This window comes from Ferrovibrio sp. (genome assembly GCF_046297895.1).
Classification (GTDB): Bacteria; Pseudomonadota; Alphaproteobacteria; order Ferrovibrionales; family Ferrovibrionaceae; genus Ferrovibrio.
On the sequence record NZ_JBKBHC010000003.1, the window covers coordinates 260,570 to 285,645 of the forward strand.

Annotated in this window: 26 protein-coding genes and 1 pseudogene; 11 read left to right on the forward strand and 16 right to left on the reverse strand. The window is 66.4% G+C overall.

From position 1 onward, the window contains the following. The first annotated feature begins 16 nt into the window (after window positions 1-16). A complete protein-coding gene (locus ACK4FK_RS06235; protein WP_409742641.1) occupies window positions 17-583 on the forward strand; it encodes an SIS domain-containing protein in 567 nt (188 codons plus the stop codon). On the opposite strand, the gene ACK4FK_RS06240 is transcribed toward ACK4FK_RS06235, so the two are convergent. From ACK4FK_RS06240 to ACK4FK_RS06250, 3 genes are read right to left on the reverse strand one after another with little or no spacing between them, the layout of a single operon-like run. Beyond that, on the reverse strand, window positions 584-1,921 hold the full coding sequence (locus tag ACK4FK_RS06240; RefSeq protein WP_409742644.1) for a dihydroorotase: 1,338 nt from the start codon (window positions 1,919-1,921) through the stop codon (window positions 584-586). Between the two features lie 4 nt (window positions 1,922-1,925). Continuing rightward, window positions 1,926-2,693, reverse strand: coding sequence for a glycosyltransferase family 2 protein (locus tag ACK4FK_RS06245; RefSeq protein ID WP_409742647.1), 768 nt, complete (start codon window positions 2,691-2,693; stop codon window positions 1,926-1,928). Window position 2,694: 1 nt separating this feature from the next. Continuing rightward, window positions 2,695-3,651, reverse strand: a complete 957-nt coding sequence (locus ACK4FK_RS06250; RefSeq protein WP_409742649.1) for a glycosyltransferase family 9 protein — start codon at window positions 3,649-3,651, stop codon at window positions 2,695-2,697. Between the two features lie 103 nt (window positions 3,652-3,754). On the opposite strand from ACK4FK_RS06250, the gene ACK4FK_RS06255 reads away from it, so the two are divergent. Both ACK4FK_RS06255 and ACK4FK_RS06260 read left to right on the forward strand, forming a co-directional pair. Further along, on the forward strand, window positions 3,755-4,627 hold the full coding sequence (locus tag ACK4FK_RS06255; RefSeq protein ID WP_409742652.1) for a YgfZ/GcvT domain-containing protein: 873 nt from the start codon (window positions 3,755-3,757) through the stop codon (window positions 4,625-4,627). 28 nt (window positions 4,628-4,655) lie between these two features. Next, window positions 4,656-5,264, forward strand: a complete 609-nt coding sequence (locus ACK4FK_RS06260) for a DNA-3-methyladenine glycosylase I (RefSeq protein WP_409742655.1) — start codon at window positions 4,656-4,658, stop codon at window positions 5,262-5,264. 20 nt (window positions 5,265-5,284) lie between these two features. Here ACK4FK_RS06260 and ACK4FK_RS06265 read toward each other — a convergent pair whose 3' ends face one another. Then, the gene (locus ACK4FK_RS06265; protein ID WP_409742658.1) at window positions 5,285-7,405 is read right to left on the reverse strand and encodes an alpha/beta fold hydrolase; all 2,121 of its coding nucleotides are present in this window, start codon (window positions 7,403-7,405) and stop codon (window positions 5,285-5,287) included. Window positions 7,406-7,508: 103 nt separating this feature from the next. On the opposite strand from ACK4FK_RS06265, the pseudogene ACK4FK_RS06270 reads away from it, so the two are divergent. Then, window positions 7,509-7,802 (forward strand): annotated as a pseudogene (locus ACK4FK_RS06270) (winged helix-turn-helix transcriptional regulator); the annotation flags it as partial. A 426-nt stretch (window positions 7,803-8,228) separates the two neighbouring features. Here ACK4FK_RS06270 and ACK4FK_RS06275 read toward each other — a convergent pair. Together ACK4FK_RS06275 and ACK4FK_RS06280 are read right to left on the reverse strand one after the other, a co-directional pair. Further along, window positions 8,229-8,828, reverse strand: coding sequence for a DUF924 family protein (locus ACK4FK_RS06275; RefSeq protein WP_409742661.1), 600 nt, complete (start codon window positions 8,826-8,828; stop codon window positions 8,229-8,231). Further along, a complete protein-coding gene (locus ACK4FK_RS06280) occupies window positions 8,800-9,315 on the reverse strand; it encodes a PAS domain-containing protein (protein WP_409742664.1) in 516 nt (171 codons plus the stop codon). The genes ACK4FK_RS06275 and ACK4FK_RS06280 overlap by 29 nt, the downstream gene beginning before the upstream one ends. A 103-nt stretch (window positions 9,316-9,418) precedes the next feature. On the opposite strand from ACK4FK_RS06280, the gene ACK4FK_RS06285 reads away from it, so the two are divergent. Further along, window positions 9,419-10,171 (forward strand): SDR family NAD(P)-dependent oxidoreductase, encoded by a 753-nt coding sequence (locus ACK4FK_RS06285; protein WP_409742666.1) that lies wholly within the window; start codon window positions 9,419-9,421, stop codon window positions 10,169-10,171. Between the two features lie 41 nt (window positions 10,172-10,212). Then, window positions 10,213-10,545: a heat shock protein HspQ gene (gene hspQ / locus ACK4FK_RS06290; RefSeq protein ID WP_409742669.1), complete on the forward strand. Its 333-nt coding sequence runs from the start codon at window positions 10,213-10,215 to the stop codon at window positions 10,543-10,545. A 27-nt stretch (window positions 10,546-10,572) separates the two neighbouring features. Here hspQ and ACK4FK_RS06295 read toward each other — a convergent pair whose 3' ends face one another. From ACK4FK_RS06295 to cysG, 8 genes are read right to left on the reverse strand one after another with little or no spacing between them, the layout of a single operon-like run. Further along, on the reverse strand, window positions 10,573-11,343 hold the full coding sequence (locus tag ACK4FK_RS06295; RefSeq protein ID WP_409742672.1) for a sulfite exporter TauE/SafE family protein: 771 nt from the start codon (window positions 11,341-11,343) through the stop codon (window positions 10,573-10,575). 41 nt (window positions 11,344-11,384) lie between these two features. Next, window positions 11,385-13,271 (reverse strand): adenylyl-sulfate kinase, encoded by a 1,887-nt coding sequence (gene cysC / locus ACK4FK_RS06300; protein ID WP_409742674.1) that lies wholly within the window; start codon window positions 13,269-13,271, stop codon window positions 11,385-11,387. A 10-nt stretch (window positions 13,272-13,281) separates the two neighbouring features. Further along, complete coding sequence (gene cysD / locus ACK4FK_RS06305) at window positions 13,282-14,082, reverse strand: sulfate adenylyltransferase subunit CysD (protein WP_409742677.1); 801 nt, start codon at window positions 14,080-14,082, stop codon at window positions 13,282-13,284. 5 nt (window positions 14,083-14,087) lie between these two features. After that, a complete protein-coding gene (locus ACK4FK_RS06310; protein ID WP_409742678.1) occupies window positions 14,088-14,816 on the reverse strand; it encodes a phosphoadenylyl-sulfate reductase in 729 nt (242 codons plus the stop codon). Continuing rightward, window positions 14,813-15,331 (reverse strand): DUF934 domain-containing protein, encoded by a 519-nt coding sequence (locus tag ACK4FK_RS06315; RefSeq protein WP_409742681.1) that lies wholly within the window; start codon window positions 15,329-15,331, stop codon window positions 14,813-14,815. Before ACK4FK_RS06315 ends, ACK4FK_RS06310 begins: the two co-directional genes overlap by 4 nt. Beyond that, window positions 15,318-16,979, reverse strand: a complete 1,662-nt coding sequence (locus ACK4FK_RS06320) for a nitrite/sulfite reductase (RefSeq protein ID WP_409742684.1) — start codon at window positions 16,977-16,979, stop codon at window positions 15,318-15,320. Before ACK4FK_RS06320 ends, ACK4FK_RS06315 begins: the two co-directional genes overlap by 14 nt. 15 nt (window positions 16,980-16,994) lie before the next feature. Beyond that, window positions 16,995-17,303: a DUF2849 domain-containing protein gene (locus ACK4FK_RS06325; RefSeq protein ID WP_409742687.1), complete on the reverse strand. Its 309-nt coding sequence runs from the start codon at window positions 17,301-17,303 to the stop codon at window positions 16,995-16,997. A gap of 10 nt (window positions 17,304-17,313) precedes the next feature. Continuing rightward, complete coding sequence (cysG, locus tag ACK4FK_RS06330; protein WP_409742690.1) at window positions 17,314-18,726, reverse strand: siroheme synthase CysG; 1,413 nt, start codon at window positions 18,724-18,726, stop codon at window positions 17,314-17,316. A 209-nt stretch (window positions 18,727-18,935) separates the two neighbouring features. Here cysG and ACK4FK_RS06335 point away from each other — a divergent pair, with 209 nt between their 5' ends. The 3 genes from ACK4FK_RS06335 to ACK4FK_RS06345 all read left to right on the forward strand — a co-directional run bounded on the left by ACK4FK_RS06335 (window position 18,936) and on the right by ACK4FK_RS06345 (window position 21,043). Then, a complete protein-coding gene (locus ACK4FK_RS06335; protein WP_409742693.1) occupies window positions 18,936-19,349 on the forward strand; it encodes a hypothetical protein in 414 nt (137 codons plus the stop codon). A gap of 75 nt (window positions 19,350-19,424) precedes the next feature. Continuing rightward, window positions 19,425-20,267: a helix-turn-helix domain-containing protein gene (locus ACK4FK_RS06340; RefSeq protein WP_409742696.1), complete on the forward strand. Its 843-nt coding sequence runs from the start codon at window positions 19,425-19,427 to the stop codon at window positions 20,265-20,267. 65 nt (window positions 20,268-20,332) lie between these two features. Continuing rightward, the gene (locus ACK4FK_RS06345; RefSeq protein ID WP_409742699.1) at window positions 20,333-21,043 is read left to right on the forward strand and encodes a CBS domain-containing protein; all 711 of its coding nucleotides are present in this window, start codon (window positions 20,333-20,335) and stop codon (window positions 21,041-21,043) included. Window positions 21,044-21,046: 3 nt separating this feature from the next. On the opposite strand, the gene ACK4FK_RS06350 is transcribed toward ACK4FK_RS06345, so the two are convergent. Next, window positions 21,047-21,529: a DUF4442 domain-containing protein gene (locus ACK4FK_RS06350; protein ID WP_409742702.1), complete on the reverse strand. Its 483-nt coding sequence runs from the start codon at window positions 21,527-21,529 to the stop codon at window positions 21,047-21,049. Between the two features lies 1 nt (window position 21,530). After that, complete coding sequence (locus ACK4FK_RS06355; protein ID WP_409742704.1) at window positions 21,531-22,199, reverse strand: TetR/AcrR family transcriptional regulator; 669 nt, start codon at window positions 22,197-22,199, stop codon at window positions 21,531-21,533. A gap of 144 nt (window positions 22,200-22,343) precedes the next feature. On the opposite strand from ACK4FK_RS06355, the gene ACK4FK_RS06360 reads away from it, so the two are divergent. Together ACK4FK_RS06360 and ACK4FK_RS06365 are read left to right on the forward strand one after the other, a co-directional pair. Beyond that, window positions 22,344-23,408: an NAD(P)H-dependent flavin oxidoreductase gene (locus ACK4FK_RS06360; RefSeq protein ID WP_409742707.1), complete on the forward strand. Its 1,065-nt coding sequence runs from the start codon at window positions 22,344-22,346 to the stop codon at window positions 23,406-23,408. A 123-nt stretch (window positions 23,409-23,531) separates the two neighbouring features. Beyond that, complete coding sequence (locus ACK4FK_RS06365) at window positions 23,532-25,031, forward strand: CoA-acylating methylmalonate-semialdehyde dehydrogenase (protein ID WP_409742711.1); 1,500 nt, start codon at window positions 23,532-23,534, stop codon at window positions 25,029-25,031. Window positions 25,032-25,076 lie beyond the last annotated feature (45 nt).

Sequence of the window (25,076 nt, forward strand, 5' to 3'; positions counted from 1 at the left end):
TCCGCGCAGGAAATGCATGTCGCTCAATCAGTATCTGGATGAGTCCGCCGCCCTGATCCGCCAGGCCGCCACGCCCGAGACGGCGGCGGCCATGGATGCCGCCATTGATAGAATCGTGACGGCGCTGGGCGCCGATCTGCCGCTGCTGGTCTGCGGCAATGGCGGCTCGGCCGCGGATGCCATGCACATCGCCGGCGAACTGGTCGGCCGTTTCCTCAAGGAACGCCGCGCCCTGAACTGTATTGCGCTGGGCACCGATGCCGCCGTCGCCACGGCCTGGAGCAACGACTATGATTATGCCAGCCTGTTCGCTCGCCAGGTCGAGGCCTATGGCCGCGCCGGCGGCGTGCTGCTGGGCATCTCCACCTCGGGCAATTCGGCCAACGTGATACGGGCTGCCGAGGCGGCGCGGGCAAAGGGCATGACGGTGATCGGCCTGACGGGCAGAGGTGGCGGCAGGCTGAAGCCGCATTGCGACATCCTGCTCGAGGCGCCGTCGAATTTCACGCCGCAAATCCAGCAGGTTCACGCCTGCCTGTATCACTATCTCTGCGACAAGGTCGAGGCGCGGCTGGCAGGCTGATCAGCCCTCGGGCTGCAGCGTATCCAGGAAACGCACGGGGCGACCGATCGGCTGGCCCAGTTCGCCGTCGCGCATGGCGAACTGGCCGCGCACGATAGTCGCCATCGGCCAGCCGGTCACGGTCATTCCGGTAAACGGTGACCAGCCGCATTTCGATTTCAGCCAGCTTTCTTCGATGATCCGCTTCGCCTTCAGGTCGACGACGGTGAAATCGGCGTCGTAGCCCAGCGCGATGCGGCCCTTGCCGGACAGGTTGAACAGCCGCTGCGCCCCGGCCGAGGTCAGGTCAATCAGGCGCTGCAGCGTCAGTTTGCCCTGGTTCATGTGATCCAGCAGCAGCGGCAGCAATGTCTGCACGCCGGGCATGCCGCTTGGGCTCTGCGGATAGGGCTTGGCCTTCTCTTCCTTCGTATGCGGCGCGTGATCCGAGCCGATCACGTCGACCACGCCGCTGCGCACGGCCTCCCACAAAGCCGCGCGGTGCTCGGCCGAGCGGATCGGCGGATTCATCTGCGCATACGTGCCCAGCCGGTCGTAGCAGTCGGGGGCGGCCAGGGTCAGGTGCTGCGGCGTGGTCTCCACCGTGGCAATGTCCTTGTGGCCGGCCAGCCAGGCCATTTCCTGCGCGGTGGTGACATGCAGCACATGCACGCGCCGCCCCACCTTGCGCGCCAGCCGCACCAGCCGCTGTGTCGCCAGCAGGGCGCTTTCGGCATCGCGCCATTCCGGATGCAGATGCGCCGTGGCGCCGGGCACCTCGGTCAGGTGCTTGCGGTCGCGCATGCGGTATTCGTCTTCGCAATGCACGGCCATGCGGCGTTTGCCATGGCGCAGTACTCGTTCCAGCGTGGCATCGTCGGCCACCAGCAGGTCGCCGGTCGAGGCGCCCATGAACAGCTTCACGCCGGCGCAGCCGGGCAGTTTCTCCAGCTCGGGCAGGGTTTCGACATTCTCGGCCGTGGCGCCGACATAGAAGGCGAAATCGCAATGGGTGCGGCCCAGGCCACGCTGCACCTTGTCGGCCAGCTCGGCCGCGGTGGCGGTGCTGGGCTTGGTGTTGGGCATTTCGAACACGGCGGTCACGCCGCCCATGGCCGCCGCCGCCGTGCCGGTGGCAAGGTCTTCCTTGTGCTCCAGGCCGGGTTCGCGGAAATGGACCTGCGTGTCGATCACGCCGGGCAGCACGGTCAGGCCGTTGGCGTCAAATATGGCTGCGCTATCGGCCTGGCCGAGGCTGCCTAGGGCGACGATGCGGCCGTCCTTCACGCCGATATCCAGCGCCTCCATGCCGTTGGGGGTCGCCACATTGCCGTTGCGGATCACCAGATCGTAGCGCATCGCCTCATTCCTTCTCCAGCGTGGCCTTCAGATAGCTGAGCAGCGGATAAAGGCCAGCCATCAAGGCGATCAGGAAGCCGTATTGTCCCTCGCGGTAACCCTTGCGGGTGACATAGCATTTATAAAAGCGCGTGAAGACGCGCCTCACATTGGCGCGAAATGTGCCAATATCCTCGCCCGCCTCGGCCCGGGCGCGCAGATCGGCGGCGCGTGCCGAGGTATAGCGGTTCAGTCGCGCGATCATGTCGGTGATGTCGCGGTCCACGTAGTGGATCATGCGCGATTTCAGGAACCGCTTCTCGCCTTTCAGCTCCAGCGCCGGATGCACGCGCTGCTCGCCCCAGCGCTTGGCGCCTTTCGCGAACAGGCGCGGCGCCATCATCACGCCGAAGGCGCCGCCCCAGCCCCAGCGCACCAGTCGCCTGCCCACGTAATTGTCGAACGGGATCAGAACATGGCCAAACGGGGCGTCGGCGATCATGTCGCGGATTTCGCGCGCCATTTCGGCCGGCACGCGCTCGTCGGCATCGACTTCCAGCACCCAGTCGCCGGTGCAGGCGTCGATGCCGGTGTTGCGGCGCGGGCCTTCCAGCGGCCAGGCCCCTTCGATGATGCGGGCCTTGAAACGCGCGGCGATCTCGACCGAACGGTCGGTGCAGCGGTCCAGCACCACCACGATCTCGTCGGCGAAGGCCAGGCGCTCGAGGCAATCGGCCAGCTGCGCCTCCTCGTTATGCGCCACCACCAGTGCCGATAGTCTCGGTGCGTTCATCTCAGTCCCGCGAATAGCGCCACAGATGCTCGGCGGCGCGCTGCGCCTTGTCTACACTCAAACTTAACATATGGCTGTCGTGGCTGCGGTGGTCGTAACCCGGCTGCTTGACGATTTCCTCGAAACTCAGGTCGGTGCGTACGGCCGCCGTCTTCTCGCCCCAGGGGCCGTAGGTTTCCTCGCGGCTGGGCCCGAACAGGCCCAGCGTGGGCACGCCACTGGCGGCCGCCAGATGCATCAGGCCACTGTCGTTGCCGATATAGAAGGCGCAGCGGCGCATGGCCGCGGACACGGTCGGCAGGTCCAGCCGACCCACCAGGTCGATGCTGCGTTCAGGTGGCAGATGCCGCAGCGTATCGGCGGCCAGCGCCTCCTCCCCGGGTCCGCCGAACACGGCGATGCGGGCATCGGGCAGGATACCGTCGGGCGCGGTCAGGCGCCGGGCCAGTTCGGCGAAACGCTCGCCCGGCCAGATCTTGCCGCCCCAGTTGGCAGTGGGGCCGAGCGCCAGCACCGGCCGGCCATCATTGGGCCACAGCTTTGCGGCCGCCTGCTTGTGCTCCTCGCCGATCCACATCCTGGGGGCCGCAGGCTGCTTCAGCTTCAGGATCTGCGACAGCACGATGACCTTGTGCATGCGCGAGCCCGAACCATGGAAGGTGCGGCGCCGCCGCGCCAGCAGGAACTGGCCGATCCCCGAGCCGCGCAGATCCAGCACCAGCGACCAGCGCGTGGTGGCCACCTGCTTCCAAAGCTCCCACCAGTGGGCTGCCCAGGGCTTCTTCTCCATCACGATCACGCGGTCCAGGTTGGGCAGGGCGGCGAACACTCCGGCAGCGGCCGGGCCGCAGGCGATGGTGAAACGCGCCTTGGGGAGCTGGCTATGCAGGGAATCGAGCAGACCGGTCGACAGGATGGCGTCGCCAAGCCGGTTGGAGGTGATGAACAGGATGCGCATGGGCCCGTGGATCTTTGGGTTTGGCCGGTTATAGGGGGGTGGCCTGCCCTTGCCAAGCCGCCGGCTCTCCCATACCTCAGAGGGGCTGAAAACCGGAGCTTTCATGGCTGAATTCACCTGTGTCGCCCTGCCAGAGCGGGCCCTGCTGTCCCTGCAGGGGGAGGACGCGGCCGGCTTCCTCAACGCGCTGGTGTCCAACGACGTCACCGGGCTGCAGCCCGGCCAGGCCGCCTACACCGCGCTGCTCACGCCGCAGGGCAAGTTCCTGCACGATTTCTTCGTCACGCCCGATCCGCATTGGCCGGGCCTGCTGCTGGACGTGGTCGCCGACCGCCTGCCCGACCTGCAGCGCCGTCTGACGCTGTATCGCCTGCGGGCCAAGGTCGGAATCCAGCCTGTCGAGCATGTCCGCTGTTTTGCGGTCTTCGGGGATGTGCCATCGGGACTGAACGGATCGCCCGCTTTCGCCGACCCGCGGCTTCCCGCATTGGGATGGCGGATATGGGCGCCAGGCAATGCCCCTCCGCTGGACCCGTTATCCGATCACGCCGCCTATGAAGCGCATCGCCTTGCGCTGGGCGTGCCCGACGGCGCCCGCGACATCGAGGTCGAAAAGGGCATTCTGCTGGAAAACCATTTCGAGGCCCTGCACGGCGTCGATTTCAGAAAGGGCTGCTATATCGGGCAGGAACTGACCGCGCGCACCAAGTATCGCGGCCTGGTGAAAAAGCAGTTGCATGTGGTACAGGCCGAGGCCGGCGCGGTTCTGCCACCGGCCGGCACAGCGATCACGTTGGACGGCGCGGATGTCGGCGAGATGCGCTCCTCGCTGAACGGCACAGGCCTCGCCCTGCTGCGACTGGAGGCCGTGGCCAAAGCCGAATCGGATGGCAAGAAACTGGAAGCCGGCGGCCTTGCGCTGCGCGTGCGCCGCCCCGATTATGCCGGTCCGCCGCCGGACGGCGGCAAGGCATAACGCGGAACGGAATCGGCGGGGGCGCGGCATGGTGAAATCTCTTCCTCTCGGCGAGGATGGCCTGTGCCGTTGCGGCTGGTGCGGCAACGATCCGCTCTACATGCGCTATCACGACACCGAATGGGGCGTGCCGGAATACGACGACCGCGCGCTGTTCGAGAAGCTGATCCTCGACGGCTTCCAGGCCGGCCTGTCCTGGATCACCATCCTGCGCAAGCGCGACAATTTCCGCAAAGCCTTTGACGGCTTCCAGCCAGAGAAGATCGCGCGCTACACGCCCAGGAAGCTGGATGCCCTGATGCAGGATGCCGGCATTGTGCGCAACAGGGCCAAGATCGAGGGCAGCGTGCTGAACGCACGCGGCTGGCTGCAGATCATGGAAAAGGAAGACGGCTTTTCCAACTATCTGTGGAATTACGTGGGCGGCAAACCGAAGCAGAATGCCTGGGCCAGCCTGAAGCAGGTTCCTGCGGAAACGCCGGTCAGCCAGGCGATCTCAAAGGATCTGCGCAAGCGCGGCTTCACCTTCGTCGGGCCCACCATTGTCTATGCCTTCATGCAGGCGGTGGGCATGGTCAACGACCACATCGTCGATTGTCACCGCCATCAGGCGGTGAAGAAGCTGAAGCGCCGCTAGGCGCTTCAGCCCATTCCGCGTCAGGCCGCGCGGCCGTCGGCATCCAGTCCCAGCGCCAGCCGTCCGGCCAGCCGCTGCTGCGGCAGAGCGGTCAGCGGGTGATAACGGGCCGCCTGCAGGTCGCGGAACAGGCGCTCCACGCTGTTCACGCGATAGAAGGCGCTGCCCCCGGCGGCATCGAGCGCCGCATTGCCCAGTGCCAGCAGGCTGTCGGTCATGGCGCGTTTCAGCGTCATCACCCGGGCCGATGTTTCCGCGCCGGGCGTGGCGTGGTCAGCGATGTCCACCATCTTTTCATGCGCCGCCACGGCCGCCGCCAGGGCGGCCTCCATCTGGCCAACCAGCAGCTGCGTGTCGCCATCCGACCTGCGCTTGGCAGCCAGTGCCACGGCTTCGTCGCGCAGGCGCTCGCCGACACCGCGATAGACGCTGTAGATCAGCGGGAAGGCGACCATCGACACCAGGTGGAAGAAGGGATGCCACAGGCCGGCGGGACGCTTCACCGCCACCGCCGCCTCCGGCACGAACACCTTGTCCAGCACCACATCCTGCGAACCGCTGGCGCGCATGCCCAGCGTGCGCCAGGTTTTCTCGATGCGCACGCCTTCGCTTTTCATCGGAACGCCGGCATGAAGCACGGTATCGCCATGGATCGCCATGGTCATCAGCAGATCGCCGGCCTCGGCGCCGCTGACGAAGCGCTTGCGCGCCGAGATGCGATAGCCGCCATCCACGGCCTCGGCTTTGCCCGAGCCCGCCAGCCAGTCGTTGCCGCCGGTGGACAGCAGCATCAGCTTTTCTCCCGCCACGCGCTTGAGCAGGCCTTCCACCGGGGCCTTCTCGCGGCGCCAGCGCCACACATTGGCCATCAATGGATGCGTATGCATCGCCAGGGCCAGCGCCGTGCCGCTGCAATGGTGTGCCGTCTCGCGCAGCATCTCGCAAAGGTCGCGATACGAGGCATCGGCGCCGCCGAACTCGGCGGGTACGCCGGCCGCCAGCAGGCCGGCGGCCTTGATCTCGGCGAAATTCTCGGCAGCGAAGGTATCATGGGCGTCGTAATCAGCGGCGCGCCGGGCGAAACCCGGGGCCAGCGCGCGCATGCGCTCGAGCGGGCTGCCCCCGGCAGCGGCGGTCATGCGCTGTTCGGTCAGTGGTGCATTCATGGGACGAACTTCTCCTGAGGATTTGATTGGCGGCGGCACCATGTGCGCGTTCAGCGCCGACCTAAAGTTCCAATTCGGAACCACCCGTTTGCCATTGGCGGCATGCATGGCATCGAGCAGGGCGGCTAATTCCCCAGCATGCGTAAGTGGAATCATGTGCGCGGCATCGTCCAGGCAGACGCGGATGGCGCCGGGGATGACGGCCTCCAGCCGGCGCACGATGTGATTGACCGGCCCGGGCGAGCGGCCGCCGCTGATCAGCAATGTCGGAATCGCCAGCTCTGCATATTCGTGCAGGCGCGTCGGTTCGGCGAAGACGGCATGGATATCCCGGGCGATCGTGCCGGTCATTTCGGCCATGGCCGTCTGCATCGGCGGGGGCAACGCGGCCCATCTGCCGGCGCCGTTCCAGTAATCCATGAAAAAGGCCATCGTATCGTGCCGGGCCTGTTCGGTGTCGGCCATGGCACCGCGGCGCACGATCTGGGCCAGCTTCGCCGCCTCGGCGAACAGACGATCCGCTTCCGGACCGTCGTCCCGCAGCAGGAAAAACGCGGATGGCTCGATCAGGGTCAGTGTGCGGACGCGTTCCGGCATCAGCGCGGCAAACCGCAGGGCGACGGCGCCGCCGAAGGAATGGCCCACCAGGTCGACCGGCTCGCCCGCGCGGGTCAGGGCAAGGGCGACAAGGTCGACGTAATCGCGCAACGAAGCGGGGCGGCGGTGTGGCCATGCGCCGGTCTGGCCGCAGCCGAACAACTCCGGGCACAGCACGCGGCGCTGCAGTTTGGCGCCGACGGACCAGGCTTTGCCCAGCTTGTCCCAGTGGCTGCGATTGGCGCCCGAGCAATGCAGCAAGGCGACCGTGCGCCCGCGGCCTGCATCGGCGCAGCCTATGGAAAAGCCAGCGGGAAGAACATAATTGTTCTGTGATTCTCTGGACGCTTCCAACTGCTCCGTACCCGTCTTCATCATATGCGCCCCCGTGATGCCGTGCGCAAGATGACGTCTGCGTGAGAGACGCTGAAGTATCAAATTGGAACTTTGAGTCCGCGCCACGCCGCTATAAGAATCCGGGATGGCCAATCGATATGGTTCCTTCTGCCCCGTTGCCAAAGCCGCGGAGGTGATCACTGGGCGCTGGACGCCCTTGATCCTCTATGAACTCATGCGTGGCAGCGAACGCTTCAGCGATATCCAGAATGGTGTGCCGCTGATGGCGCGCAGCCTGCTGGCGCGGCGTCTGCGCGAGATGGAACAGGATGGATTGATTTTCCGCATCCGCGCCGAGGGCCAGCGCGGCCATGTCTATCGCCTCACGCCGGCCGGCGAGGCCCTGCGCCCGCTGATCGACCTGCTGGGCTATTGGGGCACCGACTGGCGTGTGCCGTATGTCGATGCGGAAGACCGTAATGTCACGCATCTGATGTGGTCGATGCGCAATGCTCTGCTGGGCGAAGCGTCGCGTGGCCAGAACATGGTGTTCCATTTCCGCTTCCGCAATGTGCCGAGTCGCGACCACAAGCTGCGGCAATGGTGGATGATCCTGCGCGATGGCGAGGTCGATCTCTGCTACACCGACATGGGCTTCGACGTGGATCTCGCCATCGAGGCGGACTTGCTGGATTTTTTCGCGTCCTGCATGGCAGCAAAAGCCTGCGCCAGGCGCGCCGTGCCGGCGAGGTGGAGATCAGCGGCGGCGCCGATGCCCTCGATTACTTCATGGAGCGGTTCGGCATCACCGAGCCGCCCCAGCCGCATTTCGTCACGGTCTCAGATATCGTGCCGCCGCCCTCGATCAGAACGACGATCCGGGCTGCCTGAGGAATTCGACTTCTTCCGGCGTGCTGGCGCGCCCCAGTGCCGCATTGCGATGGGGAAAGCGGCCGAAACGCGCGATGATGGCGCGGTGCCGCTCGGCGTAATCCAGGATGTCGTGGCCCGGCAGATCCTTCTCCAGCGCGGCGAATAAAAGACAACTGAAATCCTGGTCTGCAATGTCTTCGCTGTGTTCGAACGGCATGTAGACGAATTGCCGCATCGTGGGCGGCAACGTGATGTCCATGCCGCGGTCGGTCATCCGGCGCGCAACGCCGCGGGCGCGCGGATCGCCGGCAAAGGCCTTGGCTGTGTTGCGGAACAGATTGCGCGGAAACTGGTCGAGCAGGATGAGCAGCGCCAGCGCGCTCTTGGCTTGGGCGGTCCAGTCCTCATAGCCGCCGTCCAGGGCATGCTCTACTGCCGGGGCGAACAGCCGGCGGATTTGATCGTCGAAAGCCGGGTCCTTCTCCCACCAGGCCTTGCGCGGCAGCAGCGCTTCCGGGCCGTTGCGGTCGAACCAGAAGTCCAGAACGGTATCGGCGGTGATGTCAGATCGCTGAGCGGTATCGCGGTTCATTGTCCAGGTTTTCCCATAGCCAGTAGCCGATCAGATGGCGCGGCTGGTCCTGATCGTCCAGCAGGGGGGCAATGATGCGTTGAAATACGGCGAATTCATGATTTGGCAGGGGCGTGGCGCGCCGCACATAGGCCGGTTCGCCGCTGGCCAGGATGCCGGCATATTCCGCCAGCAGGGCGGCGACCGTGTCGGGCGCATGCACATCATCGAAATAGCAGCCGCTCAGGTTCCGCTGGATCGCCCGCGTGTGGTTGTCGCCCAGCAGGCGGTAGCGGATGCGAATCGCCCCGCCGGTCTGCGGCAGCCAGTCGAAGATGCCGATCCCGGGCAGCAGGCCGCGCGGGATCTCCAGTGGGTCGATTTCGCGACGGCGTGGCAGGCGCCCGGCCTGCTGCCGCAGGCCCTGCCAGTAGGCGAGAAAACGTTCCAGCGGCACTGGCAGCGTTTCCGGCCATTCCGTGTCGACGGTGCGCTCCGCGATCTGCATCCCTGCCCCCCAACCCAGATTAGGCATACGGCACGGGCCTGCAAAGCCTGTCGTGGTGACAGTTTGGTCTGCTAGCCTAGGGTAGAAAGAAGGGGAGAGAATGATGAATGCCATCGATCTGAAAGGCCGGCGCGGCGTGGTCACCGGCGGGGCCCAGGGCATCGGCCGCGCGGTGGCCGAGCGGCTGCTGCGCTCGGGCGCCAGCGTGGCGATCTGGGACCGCGATGCCGCACTGTCCGCCGGCACCGCGCAGGCCCTGTCGGGGCTCGGCCGGATCGAGGCCGTGGCGGTCGACGTGACCGACTGGAACAGCGTCGAACGGGCGACCGCGCAGACCGGCGCGCTGCTGGGCGGCATCGACCTGCTGATCAACAATGCCGGCATTGCCGGGCCGAATGCGCCGCTGGACCAGTATCCGCTGGCCGACTGGAACCAGGTGATCGCCATCGACCTGACCGGCGTGTTCCACTGCTGCCGCGCCGTGGTGCCGCTGATGAAGGCGGCCGGCTATGGCCGCATCGTCAATGTCGCATCCATCGCCGGCAAGGAGGGCAATCCCAATGCCGGCGCCTATTCGGCGGCCAAGGCCGGCGTGATCGCGCTGACCAAGTCGCTGGGCAAGGAACTGGCCGGCCTGGACATCGCGGTCAACTGCATCACGCCGGCAGCGGCGAAAACCGCGATTTTCGACCAGATGACGCAGACGCATATCGACTATATGCTGTCTAGGATACCGCGCGGCCGCTTCGTGGCGGTGGATGAGATCGCGGCGATGGTGGCCTGGCTGCTGTCGGCGGAGAATTCCTTCACCACCGGCGCCGTATTCGACCTCAGCGGCGGCCGCGCGACCTATTGAGATGAGTGCCTGTCCTACTGAGTGAGCGTGCGGGGAAAAGAATGCCCGAGACCCGGGTTGCCAAATTCGCCATCGGAGATGTGGTCCGCCACCGGCTATTTCCGTTTCGCGGCGTGATCTTCGATGTTGATCCGGTGTTCAACAACACCGAGGAATGGTGGCTGTCGATCCCACCCGACCTGCGGCCGCGCAAGGACCAGCCGTTCTACCACCTGCTGGCCGAGAATGCGCAGTCTTCCTACGTGGCCTATGTATCGGAGCAGAATCTGCTGCCCGATCCGGAAGCCGGGCCGGTGAACCATCCCGATATCGGCAAATATTTCGCCGGCTTCCGCGATGGCCGCTATCACTGGCGCGCCGCGCCCCGGATGTAATTCCTCCGGACACAATCCTGCCGGCCGCTAAAGAAGCTTTCCGATCAGCGCGATCAGGGCCGGCATGTTGATTCCGATCAGCACCAGTCCGACCGCGCCGGCGATCAGCCGCCCGGGCAGGCGGTTGACCAGGAAGGCCGCCACCGGCGCCGCCAGCAGCGCGCCCACCATGATGGCAAGCGCGGTGCTGCCGATGGTGGTCAGCGTTGCCGCGCCCAGCCAGAAGGAAAACACCGCCGCCTGTACGGCAGCCACGATGGGTTCCGCCGTATTGGCCGAACCCACCGCCTTGCGCGGTTCGCGCCCCTGCATGATCAGGCTGGTGGTGACGATCGGGCCCCAGCCGCCGCCGAAGGAATCGAACAGGCCGCCCAGCAGGCCGACAATGCCGGGCCGGCCCTTCGGCGTTTCCGCGACGGCGAAACCGCGCCGCCATCTCAGGGCGCGCAGAATCACCACGATGCCCATCAGGCCCAGATACAGCGCGGCGAGCGGACGGATGATATTGAGCGGCAGCAATGCAATCACGCTGGCGCCGACGATGCCGCCAAGCACGCCGGGCAGGATCAGCCGGCGGCAGATCGACCAGTCGATATTGCCGAACTTCCAGTGTGACAGGGCCGAGGCGATGCCGGTGGGAATCTTGGTCACATGCACAGCGGCGCTGGCCACTGCCGGCGGCATGCCGCTGGCCACCAGCACGCTGCTGGCGATCACGCCATAACCCATGCCGATGGCGCCATCGATCAGCTGCGCGGCAAAGCCGATGGCGGCAAAAAGCGCCAGATCGAAATCCACGCGGCCTCCTGGTTGCGGTGACGCCTGAACCCGGGGAGAAGTTACGCGGCAAGACCGCGCAGGGCGTAGTCTACCAGAGTCTCGACCGAATCCGACAGTGCGCGCTGTGTGGTGTCGAGTGTCAACTGTGCCGCCTGCGGCGCCTCATAGGGCGCCGAGATGCCCGTGAAACCGGCAATTTCACCGGCCCGCGCGCGTTTATACAAGCCCTTGGGGTCGCGCGCCTCGCAGGTCGCAAGATCGGCTCGCACGAAAACCTCGTGGAAATCCGGCCCGATGATGGCGCGCGCAGCATCGCGCTGCCGCTGCAGGGGGCTGATCGCCGAGACCAGCACGATCAGGCCGGCATCGGCCATCAGCTTGGCCACTTCGGCGATGCGGCGGATATTCTCGGCGCGGTCGGCATCGGAGAATCCGAGATCGCGGTTGAGGCCTTGGCGCAGATTGTCGCCATCCAGCACCACGACCTGGCGGCCGCGCGCAAACAGCGCCGCCTGCGCTGCCATCGCCAGCGTCGACTTGCCGGCACCCGACAGGCCGGTCAGCCACAGCACGCCGCCGCGATGGCCGTTTACGGCGGCGCGGTCTTGCGCCGTGACGCTGGAATCCACCGCCACGACGGCATGTGCCGCCTGCTGCAAAACCTCTTCTACCACCAGGCCGCCGGCAATCTGCGGCCCGCGGATCAGCACGCCGCGGCCGGTGCGGGGCAGGGCGTCGTAGGTATCGAGCGCCAGTGGCCGTCGGCTACGCAGGATCGCCCGCGCCACTCCGTTGCGCTCGATCTGTGCCGCATCCGCGCTGCTTAAGGATTCCACGTCCAGCGCCTCGGTGATCGCCTCGATCTGCACCTCGCGCTCGGTGGTGCCCAGCTTCAGCGTCAGGCGCTCGCCCGGTTTCAGCGGCGCCTTGTCCAGCCAGAACAGCCGCACGGCGATGCGACTGGCCTCGCGCGGCGCCTGATCGGGGTGGCTGGCAAGCACGCCGCGCTCGATGAACACATCCTCGTCCAGCGTGAAGGCGACACTGTCGCCGGCAATGGCTTCCTCGCGCGGCTGGTGATGGGCGGCATTGCCGCGCCAGCTTTCCAGGCTGGCCACCACGGCCTCGCGGCCCAGTGGTGCAAAGCGGATGCGTTCACCCACCTTCAGCCGGCCGCTTTCGATGCGGCCCACCACCACGCGGCGGTCGTCCAGGCGATAAAGATCCTGTATCGGCAGCCTCAGCGGCTGTTCGACCGGCAGGGCGCGCGGCGTGAAGGCATCCAGTGCGCCGATCAGGGTGGGGCCGCGATACCACGCGGTCTGCGGACTGTGCGCGGCGATATTGTCGCCGGTACGCGCCGAAACCGGCACCAGGGCGGCGGCCTCGATGCCGATATCGGCCAGGTAATTGCGCACGGCCTCGGCCACGGCCTGGAAGCGGTCTCGGTCATGGCCGATCAGGTCGATCTTGTTGATCGCCACCGCCACCTGCCGGATGCCCAGCAGCTGCAGCAGATAGGCATGGCGGCGCGTCTGCTCGGCCAGGCCCTGGGCGGCATCCACCACCAGGATGGCGGCATCGGCCTGGGCCGCGCCGGTCACCATGTTCTTCAGGAATTCCTTGTGTCCGGGTGCGTCGATGATCACATAGCGCCGGCGCTGGGTGGTAAACCAGATCTGCGTGGTATCCACCGTGATGCCCTGGTCGCGTTCCACCTGCAGGGCATCCAGCAGGAATGACCATTCGAAATCCAGGCCGCGCTTTTCCGACACGGCCTTGAGCTGTTCCAGCTTGCCCGCGGGCAGGCTGTCCGTGTCGTGCAGCAGGCGGCCGACCAGGGTGGATTTGCCATGGTCGACATGGCCGACGATCACGATGGGAAAGGCGCGTCCCTTCTGCAGCCCGGCAGCCTTCGGGTGGATGGCAAGATCGATAACGCTCATGGCGCGCTCCTCACATATAACCGGCGACGCGCAGCCGCTCGAAGGCATCTTCCGAATCATGGTCCATGGCGCGGCCGGCGCGCTCCGGCTCGCGCGTCACTTCTAGTTCGGCGATGATCTGCTCGATGGTGGCGGCGCGGCTGTCGATCGGGAAGGTGATGCCGATCTCGCCCAGCGAGCGGAACCGCTTGCCCTCATCATTGGCGAAATACAGCGGTACCACCGGGATTTCCTCGCGCTGGATGTAGCGCCAGATGTCCAGTTCGGTCCAGTGCAGCAGCGGATGGATGCGCATATGCACCCCCGTCGGCAGCTCGGAGGCGAAATGATCCCACAACTCGGGCGGCTGGTCCCGGAAATCCCAGGCGCCGTCGTCGCCGCGCGGGCTGAAATACCGCTCCTTGGCGCGCGTCGCCTGTTCGTCGCGGCGGATGCCGGCGATCACGCCCTTCCACTGGTATCTGGCGATGGCTTCCTTAAGGCCCAGCGTCTTGCGCGCGGCGATGCGCGAATTGTGCGGCAGGGTCGGATCGGTGGCTTCCAGCGGCGGGCAGGAATCCTTGATCAGTTCCAGTTCCCATTCCCGGGCATAGCGGTCGCGGAAGGCATAGGTCTCGGGGAATTCCAGCCCGGTATCCAGATGCGCCACCGGAAACGGTACGCGGCCCAGGAAGGCCTTCTTGGCCAGCCAGATCATCACGTTGGAATCCTTGCCCAGCGACCACAGCATGGCCAGCGGGCGGATGCGGCTATAGGCCTCGCGCAGGATGTAGATGCTCTGGGCTTCGAGTTGATCGAGATCGTCGTGCATGACTGTCACTTCAGGGAGGAATAAGGGCGGTTATGGATGCCGCATTCGGTCTTGTCGCTGTCGCGCCAGCGGCCGGCGCGGGCATCCTCGCCGGCCTGCACCGGCTGGGTGCAGGGTGCGCAGCCGATAGAGGGATAACCCTGTGCCACCAGCGGATGGCGTGGCAGGTCGTGGCGGATGAAATAAGCTTCGATCTCCGCCGGGCCCCATGCGGCCAGCGGGTTGAATTTCAGCCGCGCGCCATCGGCCTCCACCAGCGGGATGGCGCTGCGGGTCGCGGCCTGGAAACGTTTGCGACCGTTGATCGAGGCGGCAAAGGGCTTCAGTCCGAGTTCCAGCGGCTCCACCTTGCGGATGCGGCAGCAGGCATCGGCATCGCGGAACCACAGCGTGCCGCCTTCGTCATGAACGGCCAGCGCGCGGGGATCGGGCCGCAGATTGCGCACATCGCTCAGGCCCAGCCTGTCGGCAAGACGATTGCGATAGGCCAGCGTCTCGTCGAACAGCTTGCCGGTCTCCAGGAACAGCACCGGCGTGGCGCGGTCCACCTGCGCCACCAGATGCAGCAGCACGGCAGCCTCGGCGCCGAATGAGGAAACCAGCGCGATCTGACCGGGAAACAGCTCGGTGATGGCGACACGCAGGATGTCTTCCGCCGGTTTGCCCTGCAGACGCGCATCCAGCGAGCGGGCGTAATCGTCGATATCCAGCGAGGCGAAAGCAAGCACGCTCATTCGGCAGCCTCCTGCTTGCGGGCAGTCGCCAGCCGCTGCTTCAGCGCGCTGGGTCGGCCATCGCCCGTGGGCTGGTAGACATGGCTGAAGCTGCGCATCGCGGCGGCAAAGACCTCGGCGGCGTCTTCGCGGGCGATCTCGAAGGTATCGAAGCCGCAACGCTGCATGTGCCAGAGCTGGTCCTGCAGCACGTGGCCGGTGGCGCGCAGCTCGCCCGTGAAACCGAACCGCTCGCGCAGCAGCCGTGCCTGGCTGTAGGCGCGACCGTCGCTGAATTTTGGAAACTCCAGCACGATCAGGCCAAAGCGACCGGCTTCGGGGCCGAAATCCAATACGTCCACCGTGTTGGGCAGACGAATGCCCAGCGGGGCGTTGCGGCTGGCCAGATGCTGCTGCTCGGCCTGCCAGCGGGCATGGGAAATCAGCGCCGGCCTGTCATGTGGCAGCGGCGCATCGTCGGCGACGCTTATCCAGGCATCCTCGCCGATCTGGCGACCGTGTTTAAGCAGCGGCATAGACGGCCTCCTTGAAGGGCTGGAGGCCGACACGGCGATAGGTGTCGAGGAAGCGCTCCTCGCCGGATGTGCGCAGGCGCAGGTAGGCATCGACCAGCGCATCGATGGCATCCACCGTCTGCGCCGTATTCAGCGCCGGGCCGAGGATGTCGCCCAGCGCGGCATCCTGGTCGGCCGAGCCGCCAAGGGTGAGCTGGTAGAATTCCTCGCCGTTCTTGTCGACGCCCAGGATGCCGATATGGCCCACATGGTGATGCCCGCAGGCGTTGATGCAGCCCGAGATCTTGATCTTCAGTTCGCCGATATCGTGCGCGCGCTCCCAGTTCCTGAATCGCTGCGCGATCTGCTGCGCGATCGGGATCGAACGCGCATTGGCCAGGGCGCAGTAATCCAGGCCGGGGCAGGCGATGATGTCGGAAGCCAGGCCCACATTCGGCGTGGCGAGGTCGTATGCCTTCAGGGCCTTGAACACGGCCGGCAGATCGGACTGCTTCACATGCGGCAGCACCAGGTTCTGCTCGTGCGTCACGCGGATTTCGCCGAAGGAATAGCGGTCGGCCAAGTCGGCCACGGCCAGCATCTGCTCCGCCTTCATGTCGCCCGGCGGCTCGCCCTCTTTTTTCAGCGAAATGGTGACGATGCTGTAACCCGGCCGCTTGTGCTTGAACGTGTTGCGCCGCGCCCAGAGACCGAACTCGAAATCGGTGCGGAAGGCATTGGCATATTCCGGCGCCACGCCGCCCGGCAGGCGCTCGAAGGCGGGCGGGGCGAAGTGCGCCGCGATCTGGTCGATGGCATCCTCCGGCAGTTGCAGCGCGCCATCGCGGATCGCCTGCCATTCGGCCTCGACCTTCTCGCGCATCGCATCAATGCCGATTTCATGGACCATGATCTTGATGCGCGCCTTGTAGATGTTGTCGCGCCGGCCGAACTGGTTGTAGACGCGCAGAATCGCTTCCAGGTAGCTCAGCAAGTGCTGCTTGGGCAGGAAGTCGCGGATCGTCTTGCCGATAAAGGGCGTGCGGCCGAGGCCCCCGCCCACGATCACCTCGAAGCCGGTTTCGCCCTCGGCATTCCTGTGCATGCGCAGCCCGATATCGTGCACCCGCACGGCGGCGCGGTCGTTCGGCGAGCCGGTGACGGCGATCTTGAACTTGCGCGGCAGGAAGCTGAATTCCGGATGGAAGGTCGACCATTGCCGGATGATCTCGCACCACACGCGCGGATCCTCGATCTCGTCATGGGCGGCGCCGGCGAACTGGTCGGTGGTGGTGTTGCGGATGCAGTTGCCGCTGGTCTGGATCGCATGCATCTGCACCTTCGCCAGGTCGGCCAGTGCATCGGCGGCGTCTTCCAGCCTGATCCAGTTGTATTGCAGGTTCTGCCGGGTGGTGAAGTGGCCCCAGCCCCGGTCGTATTTGCAGCCGATCTGCGCCAGCGCGCGCAATTGCTGCGACGACAGCGTGCCATAGGGGATGGCGATGCGCAGCATGTAGGCGTGCAGCTGCAGATACAGGCCATTCTGCAGGCGCAGGGGCTTGAACTCGTCCTCGCTGATCGCGCCGCTCAGGCGCCGCGCCACCTGGTCGCGGAACTGCGCCACGCGTTCATCCACAAGGGTCTGGTCGATCTGGTCATACTGATACATGGGACAATCCTCAGACTACGCCGCCGGCTGCTGTTCGGTTGTGGGGCCAGCCGCGCGGATGCGTTCGCGGAACTGGATCGGCCGGGGCGGCGTGGTGCTGGCATCCACCGGCACCAGATACGGCGCCACCACGATGTTGCGCGCTGCCTGCGCCTCGGCCTCGGTCAGCCAGGCGGCGGCCGCTTCGGCGTTCGGCGCCACGAAGGCTGCGGCGATGTCGCGGCTCCAGTCGTTGCGCGCCGTCAGGTACACCACGTCGCCGCCGGTCAGGTGGTTGGCGGTGACGATATGGGCCTGGTCTTTCAGTTTGGGGGCTTTGGCCATGGGCGACTCCTCAGGCGCTGCGCTTCTGCGGCATGATGGTGGCCTGCGCGGCCGCGGCGACCTTGCCGATCACCAGCAGAACGGGTCCGGCATCCGTCTCGCCGGCTGTTTCATTGGCGCCGTGCCGCGCGGCGAGCGCGGGCAGGGCGTAAAGCAGGCCGGTGCTGACGCGCTGGTCGGAGCGCGTGCCATTCTCGATCAGCGCGACAGGCAGCGCGGGCGACACGCCGGCCTGCAGCAGGCGGTCACGGATCTCCGCTGCCCGGCTCACGCCCATATAGATCACCACGGTTTCGCCCTGGCGGGCGCGGTCGGCCCAGCGGATGGCATCCTCGCCGTCTTTCAGATGGCCGCTCACCAGCGTAACGCCGTGGCTCAGCTCGCGATGGGTCAGTGGTATGCCGGCGGCCGCCGCGCAGCCCAGCGCCGCCGTGATGCCCGGCACCACCTGCACGGCAATGCCACGCGCCTGCAGGTATTCCATCTCCTCGCCGCCGCGCCCGAAGATGAAGGGATCGCCGGCTTTCAGCCGCACCACGCGTTTGCCCTGGCCGGCCAGCTCGGCCATCAGGGTATTGATCCGGTCCTGGCCCATGCGGTGGCGGCCCTTGCGCTTGCCCACGGGTATGCGCGCGGCGTCGCGGCGCACGCGGTCCAGCACGGCCGGAGCCACCAGGTCGTCGTACAGCACCACGTCGGCACGGCTTAAATGCTGCTGGGCCTTCACGGTCAGCAGGTCGGGATCGCCGGGGCCGGCCCCCACCAGCGCCACGCTGCCCGAAAGCGCGGGCTGCGGCGCGTTGAGCTGGGCCAGAAGGGCGCTGCGCGCGCCGCTCACATCGCCGTCCATCGCCCTCTGCGCCACGGCGCCGTCGAACGCGTTTTCCCAGAAACGCCTGCGTTGGCCGGGTTCGCGGATAATGCGCGCGACGGTGCTGCGGAACTCCCCCGCCAGCGCGGCCAGGTCGCCAAGGCGCGCAGGCAGCAGGGTTTCGATCTGCGCGCGGATGCGGCCCAGCAGCAGCGGCGCGGTGCCGTTGGATGCAATGCCGATGGTGATGTCGCCACGCTCGACGATGGCGGGCACGAAAAAGTCGGAAAGGTCGGCGCGGTCCACCACGTTCACGAAAACGCCGTGTGCCTTTGCTGCATCGGCCAGCGCGAGATTTTCCGCTTCATCCTCGGCGGCGCCGATCGCCAGCCTCATGCCGTCGAGCTGGGAAGGGCAGAAGCCGGCGGCTCGATGTCGCAGGCGGCCGGCGGTGACGTGGCCGGCGATCTCCTCGTTGATGGCGCTGGCCGCGACGGTGACCGCCGCGCCGGCTTTCAGCAGCAGGCGAATCTTGCGCGCGGCGTTTTCGCCGCCGCCCAGCACCAGCACGGGCCGGTCTTTCAGCACCAGGAAACCCGGGAATGTCTGCATGGCGCACCCTCTCCGCGGCGCAGAACCGATGGGGCATGATATTTAACAGTCACTATTGAGAGTCAACGAAATTATACTTTCATAAGTGATATTATAAAAAATCAAACATAATAATAATGTAAAATTAGCGGGCTATTACCTCCTCGGTAATTGTTAAGCCACTGTTATGGCTGAAATATCGGGCCAGCAACACACCAAGGAGGTTTCCCATGCTTATTTTGCGCAATCTGCTCCGTTTCGATAGCGCCCTCTGCCTTGCCTGCGGCCTGCCCGGCCTGCTGGCGGCCGGCTGGACGGCCAAATTCCTTTTGCCCGGCCAGGCCGGTCTGTTCGGTCTGCCCATGGCGGGCGTGATGCTCGCCCTCGGGGTCGCGCTGGCCGCCTATGCCGCGCTGCTGCTGTTCATGTCGGGCCGGCCGCAGCCGCCGCGTGGTTTCGTGGCCTTCACCGTGCTGGCCGACGGTCTGTGGGTTCTCGGTACGCTGGCCCTGCTGGCCGCCTTCGGCGGTGCGTTCAGCCTGTGGGGCAGCGTCGCCCTGCTGGCGGTTGCGGCCGATACGGCGCTGATCGGCTGGCTCAAGGCCCGGGCCCTGCGCGGCGGCGTCGGTCTCGCGGCGGCCTGACCGGGCCATGGCGGGCGTTCCTTCTGGACGTCCGCCATCGGGCCCCGCATAACCGCGGGAGGGAGGTTTCAAGCCATGGCCAGCCTGCATAGCGAACTGCCGGTCCGTACCGGCGCCGTCGATACGCCGGGTTTCGGAACCCTCATGCGGCAATGGCGTCGTCGCCGCGGCTTCAGCCAGCTTGAACTCGCTGAACTGGGCGGCGTGTCGCAGCGTCATGTCAGTTTCCTCGAATCCGGACGCGCCCGGCCCAGCCGGCAGATGGCGCTGCATTTGAGCGAGCTGCTCGACATGCCCCTGCGCGAGCGCAATCGCCTGCTGCATGCCGCCGGATTCGCGCCGGCCTATCGCGAGAGCCGGTTGGACGCGCCGCAACTGGCCGAGGCGCGCCATGCGCTGGATCTGCTGCTGCGCCAGCAGGAGCCGTTTCCCGCCGTGGTCGTCGATGCCGCCTGGAACGTACAGCTCGCCAATGCCGCTGCCCGGCGCATGGTGGGTTTCCTGCTCGGGTCCGGTCTCGATCCGGCACAGCCGCTCAATATGATGAAGCTGCCGCTGCATCCTAAGGCTGCGCGTGGCTATATCCTGCACTGGCCGGAAGTCGCCTCGGCCCTGCTGCATCGACTGCAGCGCGAGGCGATGGACAGTCCTGCGGCCGCTTCGGTGCTGGCCGAGGTGAGGACCTATCCCGATGTGGATGCGCTGTGGCGCAAGGTGGATTGGGACAGCGAGCCGCGCCCGCTGCTCGGTTTCGGGATCGAGAAAGACGGCCTGCGGCTCGACATGATCACCATGATCGCCACTTTCGGCACGCCGCAGGACGTGACCCTGCAGGACATGCGCATCGAAAGCTTCCTGCCAGCCAATCCGGCCAGCGAACAGCTTCTGCGCGAATTGGCGAAACAATCGGGCGATTGACACGGATCAAGCCGGGCGGCGTGGATTGCGCTAGGATCGCGGCAGGTTCGCTTCAGGAGATCCCGATGAAAGCCGCCGACATCATGACCAGTCCTGTCTACACCGTCGCCCATGATGCCAAGGTGGCCGAGGCTGTGCGCCTGATGCTGCAGAAGCATGTCAGCGGCCTGCCGGTGGTGGATGCGGCCGGCAAGCTGGTCGGCATGGTCACCGAGGGCGACTTCCTTCGCCGCAGCGAGATCGGCACTGCCCGGCGCCGGTCGCGCTGGCTCGAGATGCTGCTGGGCCCCGGTGCCCAGGCCGAGACCTACACCCACAGCCATGGCCGCCGCGTCGACGAGGTGATGACACGCGACCCGGTCGCCATCGCCGAAGACACCTTAACGGCCGAAATCGTTCGGCTGATGGAAAAACACCGCGTGAAGCGCCTGCCGGTGGTCCGCGACGGCAAGCCGGTCGGCATCGTCAGCCGCGCCAACCTGCTGCATATGTTTGCCGGCGCGCTGGCCGACGTGAAGCCGGTGGCGGCCAGCGACACGGCGATCCGCGAGCACATCCAGGCCGAGATGAAGGCGCAGTCCTGGGCACCGACCGGCAGCACCAACATCATCGTGCGCGACGGCGTGGTGCAGCTCTGGGGCACCATTTTCGACGAACGCGAGCGCCAGGCCCTGAAGGTGCTGGCCGAAGGCGCGCCCGGCGTGAAGGGCGTCGAGGATCACCTGATCTGGCTGGAGCCGATGTCGGGTCTCTATCTCGAACCGCCCAAAGTCTGAGTCTCAAGCCTTCGCGGCGTCCGGGCCGATCTTCCAGCGCGGCGTGGCGGTCATCACCAGGTCGCCGGCGGTATCGCGCAGTTCCACGCGGCCCGACAGGCTCTGCGGCCGCGACCAGTCCAGCGGCTCCACCTCGCATTGCGCCGTCACCGCGCCGCGCGCCTTCTTGACGAATTCGGTGTCGAAACCGGTGACGATCCAGCGCGCGCCCTGCGCCGGCTGGCGGCTCATGATGGCGAGATTGGCGGTCAGTTCGGCCAGATTCGTCAGCGCCACGGCATGGATCGAGCGCAGGTGGTTGCGCACGGCACGGCGGTCGGCCATCTGCGCCCTGGCGCTGCCCGGCATCAGGCTCAGCACGCGGGCATTGATGGTGGCGGCATAGGGCACGGTCAGGCCGATCAGGCGGCTGAATAGCCACGAGCCGAAGGGCAGACGTGAGACGCGCTGCCATTGCTGCAGGATGGCAGGTTCGTTGCGGGACATGTCATGTCTTCCTTGTCTTGCGGATGGCGGCGGGAACGGCGATGGCGTCCCAGATCAGGTCGGTCAGTCTCTGTGCCGCGGCGCCCGGCTTCAGGCTGGTGCGGCCGGCGCGCGCCATGCGCAGCCAGTTCTGCACCGGGCCGATCACCAGGCTGAGCAGCAGTTCGGGTGGCAGCGGCTTCAGGATGCCGGCGGCTATCGCCGGTTTCAGGCGGCGCACCAGCGGGCGCAGGAAATCGGTGGTGCCGTGCTGCAGCCGCGTTTCGGCCTCGGCGAGCGCGCGGTGATGGCGGTGTTCGGCCAGGAAGCGCGCCGCGGCCGGATTCAGCATCGACCAGGCGATGTGCGATTTGACGAACGCCTCCAGAAGGGCGCGGGCGCCATCATGGCGTGCCAGTTCGGCTGCCATTGTGGTGCGATAACGCCCCAGCAGGTCTTCATACAGGGCGGTGACCAGCCCCTCGCGGCTGCCGAAATGGTGATACAGGCTGCCGATCGAGATGCCGGCCGCGTCACGCACCTCCTCGATGGTGGTCATTTCCACGCCCTGCGCGTCGAACAGCGCCAGGGCCTCCACCAGCGCGCGCTGGCGCGTGCCGGGCTTGCTGCCGCCGGCCTCGGCGGGTGCGGCGGGATAGGCAGGTGCGATGCGGCGGGCGGCCCTGGTCATGGCCGGGTTATAGCAGCATTAGAATATTTTTCTAGAATAATATTCTAATCGCTCCAATCGACACAATTTTGCTGCCGCCATCCCCTTGGCGGCCGCTGCGGAAAGGCGCAGTCTGGTGCCAGACCCATCCGGGGAGAAAACACCATGACAAAAGATTTTATCCGCCGACTCGGCATCGACCATCCGCTGCTGCTGGCCCCGATGGCCGGTGAAACCGCAAAGCCGGCGCTGGCCATTGCCGTCTCCAACGCCGGCGCGCTGGGGGCGCTGGGCGGGGCCTACATGGCGCCGCAAACCCTGCGCGAGGCCATCCGCGCCATCCGCGCCGGTACCCAGCGGCCCTTCCACATCAACCTGTTCGCGCCGACATCCTGGACGGCTGATCCGGCGAAGATGGCCGCTTATCGCGAGGAGCTGGGGCAGGCCCATGCCACGCTCGGCCTGGCCGGGCCCGACCTGCCCAACAGCTACGAGGAATCCTTCGAGGCGCAATTCGCGGTGGTGCTGGAAGAGGTCCCGCCGGTCTTCAGCACGACCTTCGGTGCCCTCGCGCCCGATCGGGTGGCGGCCCTGAAAAGCCGTGGCATCCTGGTGCTGGGCACCGCCACCACGGTGGCGGAGGCGCGGGCCCTCGCGCAGACCGGCGTGGATGCCATCATCGCGCAGGGTGCCGAAGCCGGCGGCCATCGCGGCAGCTTCCTCGCCAGCGTCGAACACAGCCTGGTCGGCACCATGGCGCTGGTGCCGCAGATCGTGTCGGCCGTGAACCTGCCGGTGATCGCGGCCGGCGGCATCGGCGATGGCCGCGGCATCGCCGCAGCTCTCTGCCTGGGCGCCAGCGCCGTGGCCCTGGGCACCAGCTTCCTGCTGGCCGACGAGATGGCGCTGTCGCCCGGCTACAAGGCGCTGCTGCAGAGCGAGCAGGCCGAGAACACGGCACTCACCCGCGCCTTCTCCGGGCGGCATGCCCGCGGCATCCGCAATGCCTTTCTCGACCGCCTGGCCGGCCGCGACGACATCATTCCCGATTTTCCGGTCGCCAATGCCATGAGCAAGGCGATGCGCGGCGCTGCCTCGAAGGCGGGCCAGACTGACTATCAGTCGCTCTGGGCCGGCCAGGCCGCCCGACTGGCGCGGCCCGAACCGGCGGCGGCCATCATCGCCCGCCTGCTGGCCGAGGCAAGGCAGGCATTGCAGACCGGGCTGTGAGCCGGTCCCGGCCCTTGTCATTGGGGCCCGGGCCTTTAGAGTCTCCCGGTCTTATCGAGCATCGGGCTTAACAACATTCGGGCCCCCGGTTATCGCGCCGGAGCCTGTCCTGGGGAGCGAGTCATGGCGAAGGAACTGCATCATTTCATCGGCGGCAAGAAGGTGGCCGGCCAGTCGGGCCGCTTCCTCGATGTCTACAACCCCACCACGGGCGAGGTCGGCGCCAGGGCACCGCTTGCCACCAGGGCGGAAGTCGAGGCCGCGATCGCCGACAGCCAGCGCGCTTTCGCCGAATGGAGCGCCACCTCGCCGCTGGTACGCGCCCGCGTCATGTTCAAGTTCAAGGAGCTGTGCGAGAAGCATGCGGACGAGATCGCGCTGCTGATCTCCAACGAGCATGGCAAGGTGCTGTCCGACGCCAAGGGCTCGCTGCAGCGTGGCCTGGAAGTGGTGGAGTTCGCCTGTGGCATTCCGCACCTGCTCAAGGGCGAGTATTCCGACAGCGTGGCGCGCGGCATCGACGTCTATTCGATGCGCCAGGCGCTTGGCGTTGTCACCGGCATCACGCCGTTCAACTTCCCGGCCATGGTGCCGATGTGGATGTTCGCCGTGGCGATTGCCTGCGGAAACACCTTCGTGCTCAAGCCCAGCGAGAAGGATCCAAGCTGCCCGCTGCGTCTGGCCGAGCTGATGCTCGAGGCCGGCGCCCCTCCGGGCGTGCTGAACTGCGTGATCGGCGACAAGGAAGCGGTCGACACGCTGCTCACCGATCCGCGCATCCAGGCGGTCAGTTTCGTCGGCTCCACCCCGATCGCGCAGTATGTCTACGCCACGGCAGCGGCGCATGGCAAACGCGTGCAGGCCATGGGCGGCGCCAAGAATCACATGATCATCATGCCCGATGCCGACATGGACCAGGCCGTGGACGCCCTGATCGGCGCCGGCTATGGCTCGGCCGGCGAACGCTGCATGGCGGTTTCGGTCGCCGTGCCGGTGGGCAAGGGCACCGCCGACAAGCTGGTCGAGGCGCTGACCCCGCGCGTACGTGCGCTGAAAGTCGGTCCCAGCACCGCCAAGGATTCCGAGATGGGCCCGCTGGTCACCAAGGAGCATCTCGCCAAGGTGAAGGGTTATGTCGATACCGGTGTGGCCGAGGGCGCCAAGCTGGTGGTCGATGGCCGCGGCCTCAAGCTGCAGGGCTACGAGGGCGGCTATTTCATGGGCGGCTGCCTGTTCGACAATGTCACGCCGAACATGCGCATCTACAAGGAAGAGATCTTCGGTCCCGTGCTGTCGGTGGTGCGTACCGAAAGCTTTGAGGAAGCGGCCAAGCTGCCCACCGAGCATGAATTCGGCAACGGCGTGGCGATCTTTACCCGCGACGGCGATGCCGCCCGCGACTTCGCCGCGAAAGTCCAGGTCGGCATGGTTGGCATCAATGTGCCGATCCCGGTGCCGCTCGCTTTCCACACCTTCGGCGGCTGGAAACGCTCGGCCTTCGGCGACACCAACCAGCATGGCCCGGAAGGCGTGAAATTCTTCACCAAGATCAAGACGGTGACGGCGCGCTGGCCGACCGGCATCCGCTCGGGCGCCGAGTTTAACATCCCGACGATGAAATAGCATACTGATGCGGAAACCGAACGGGCGGCGGGTGCCTCTGCCGCC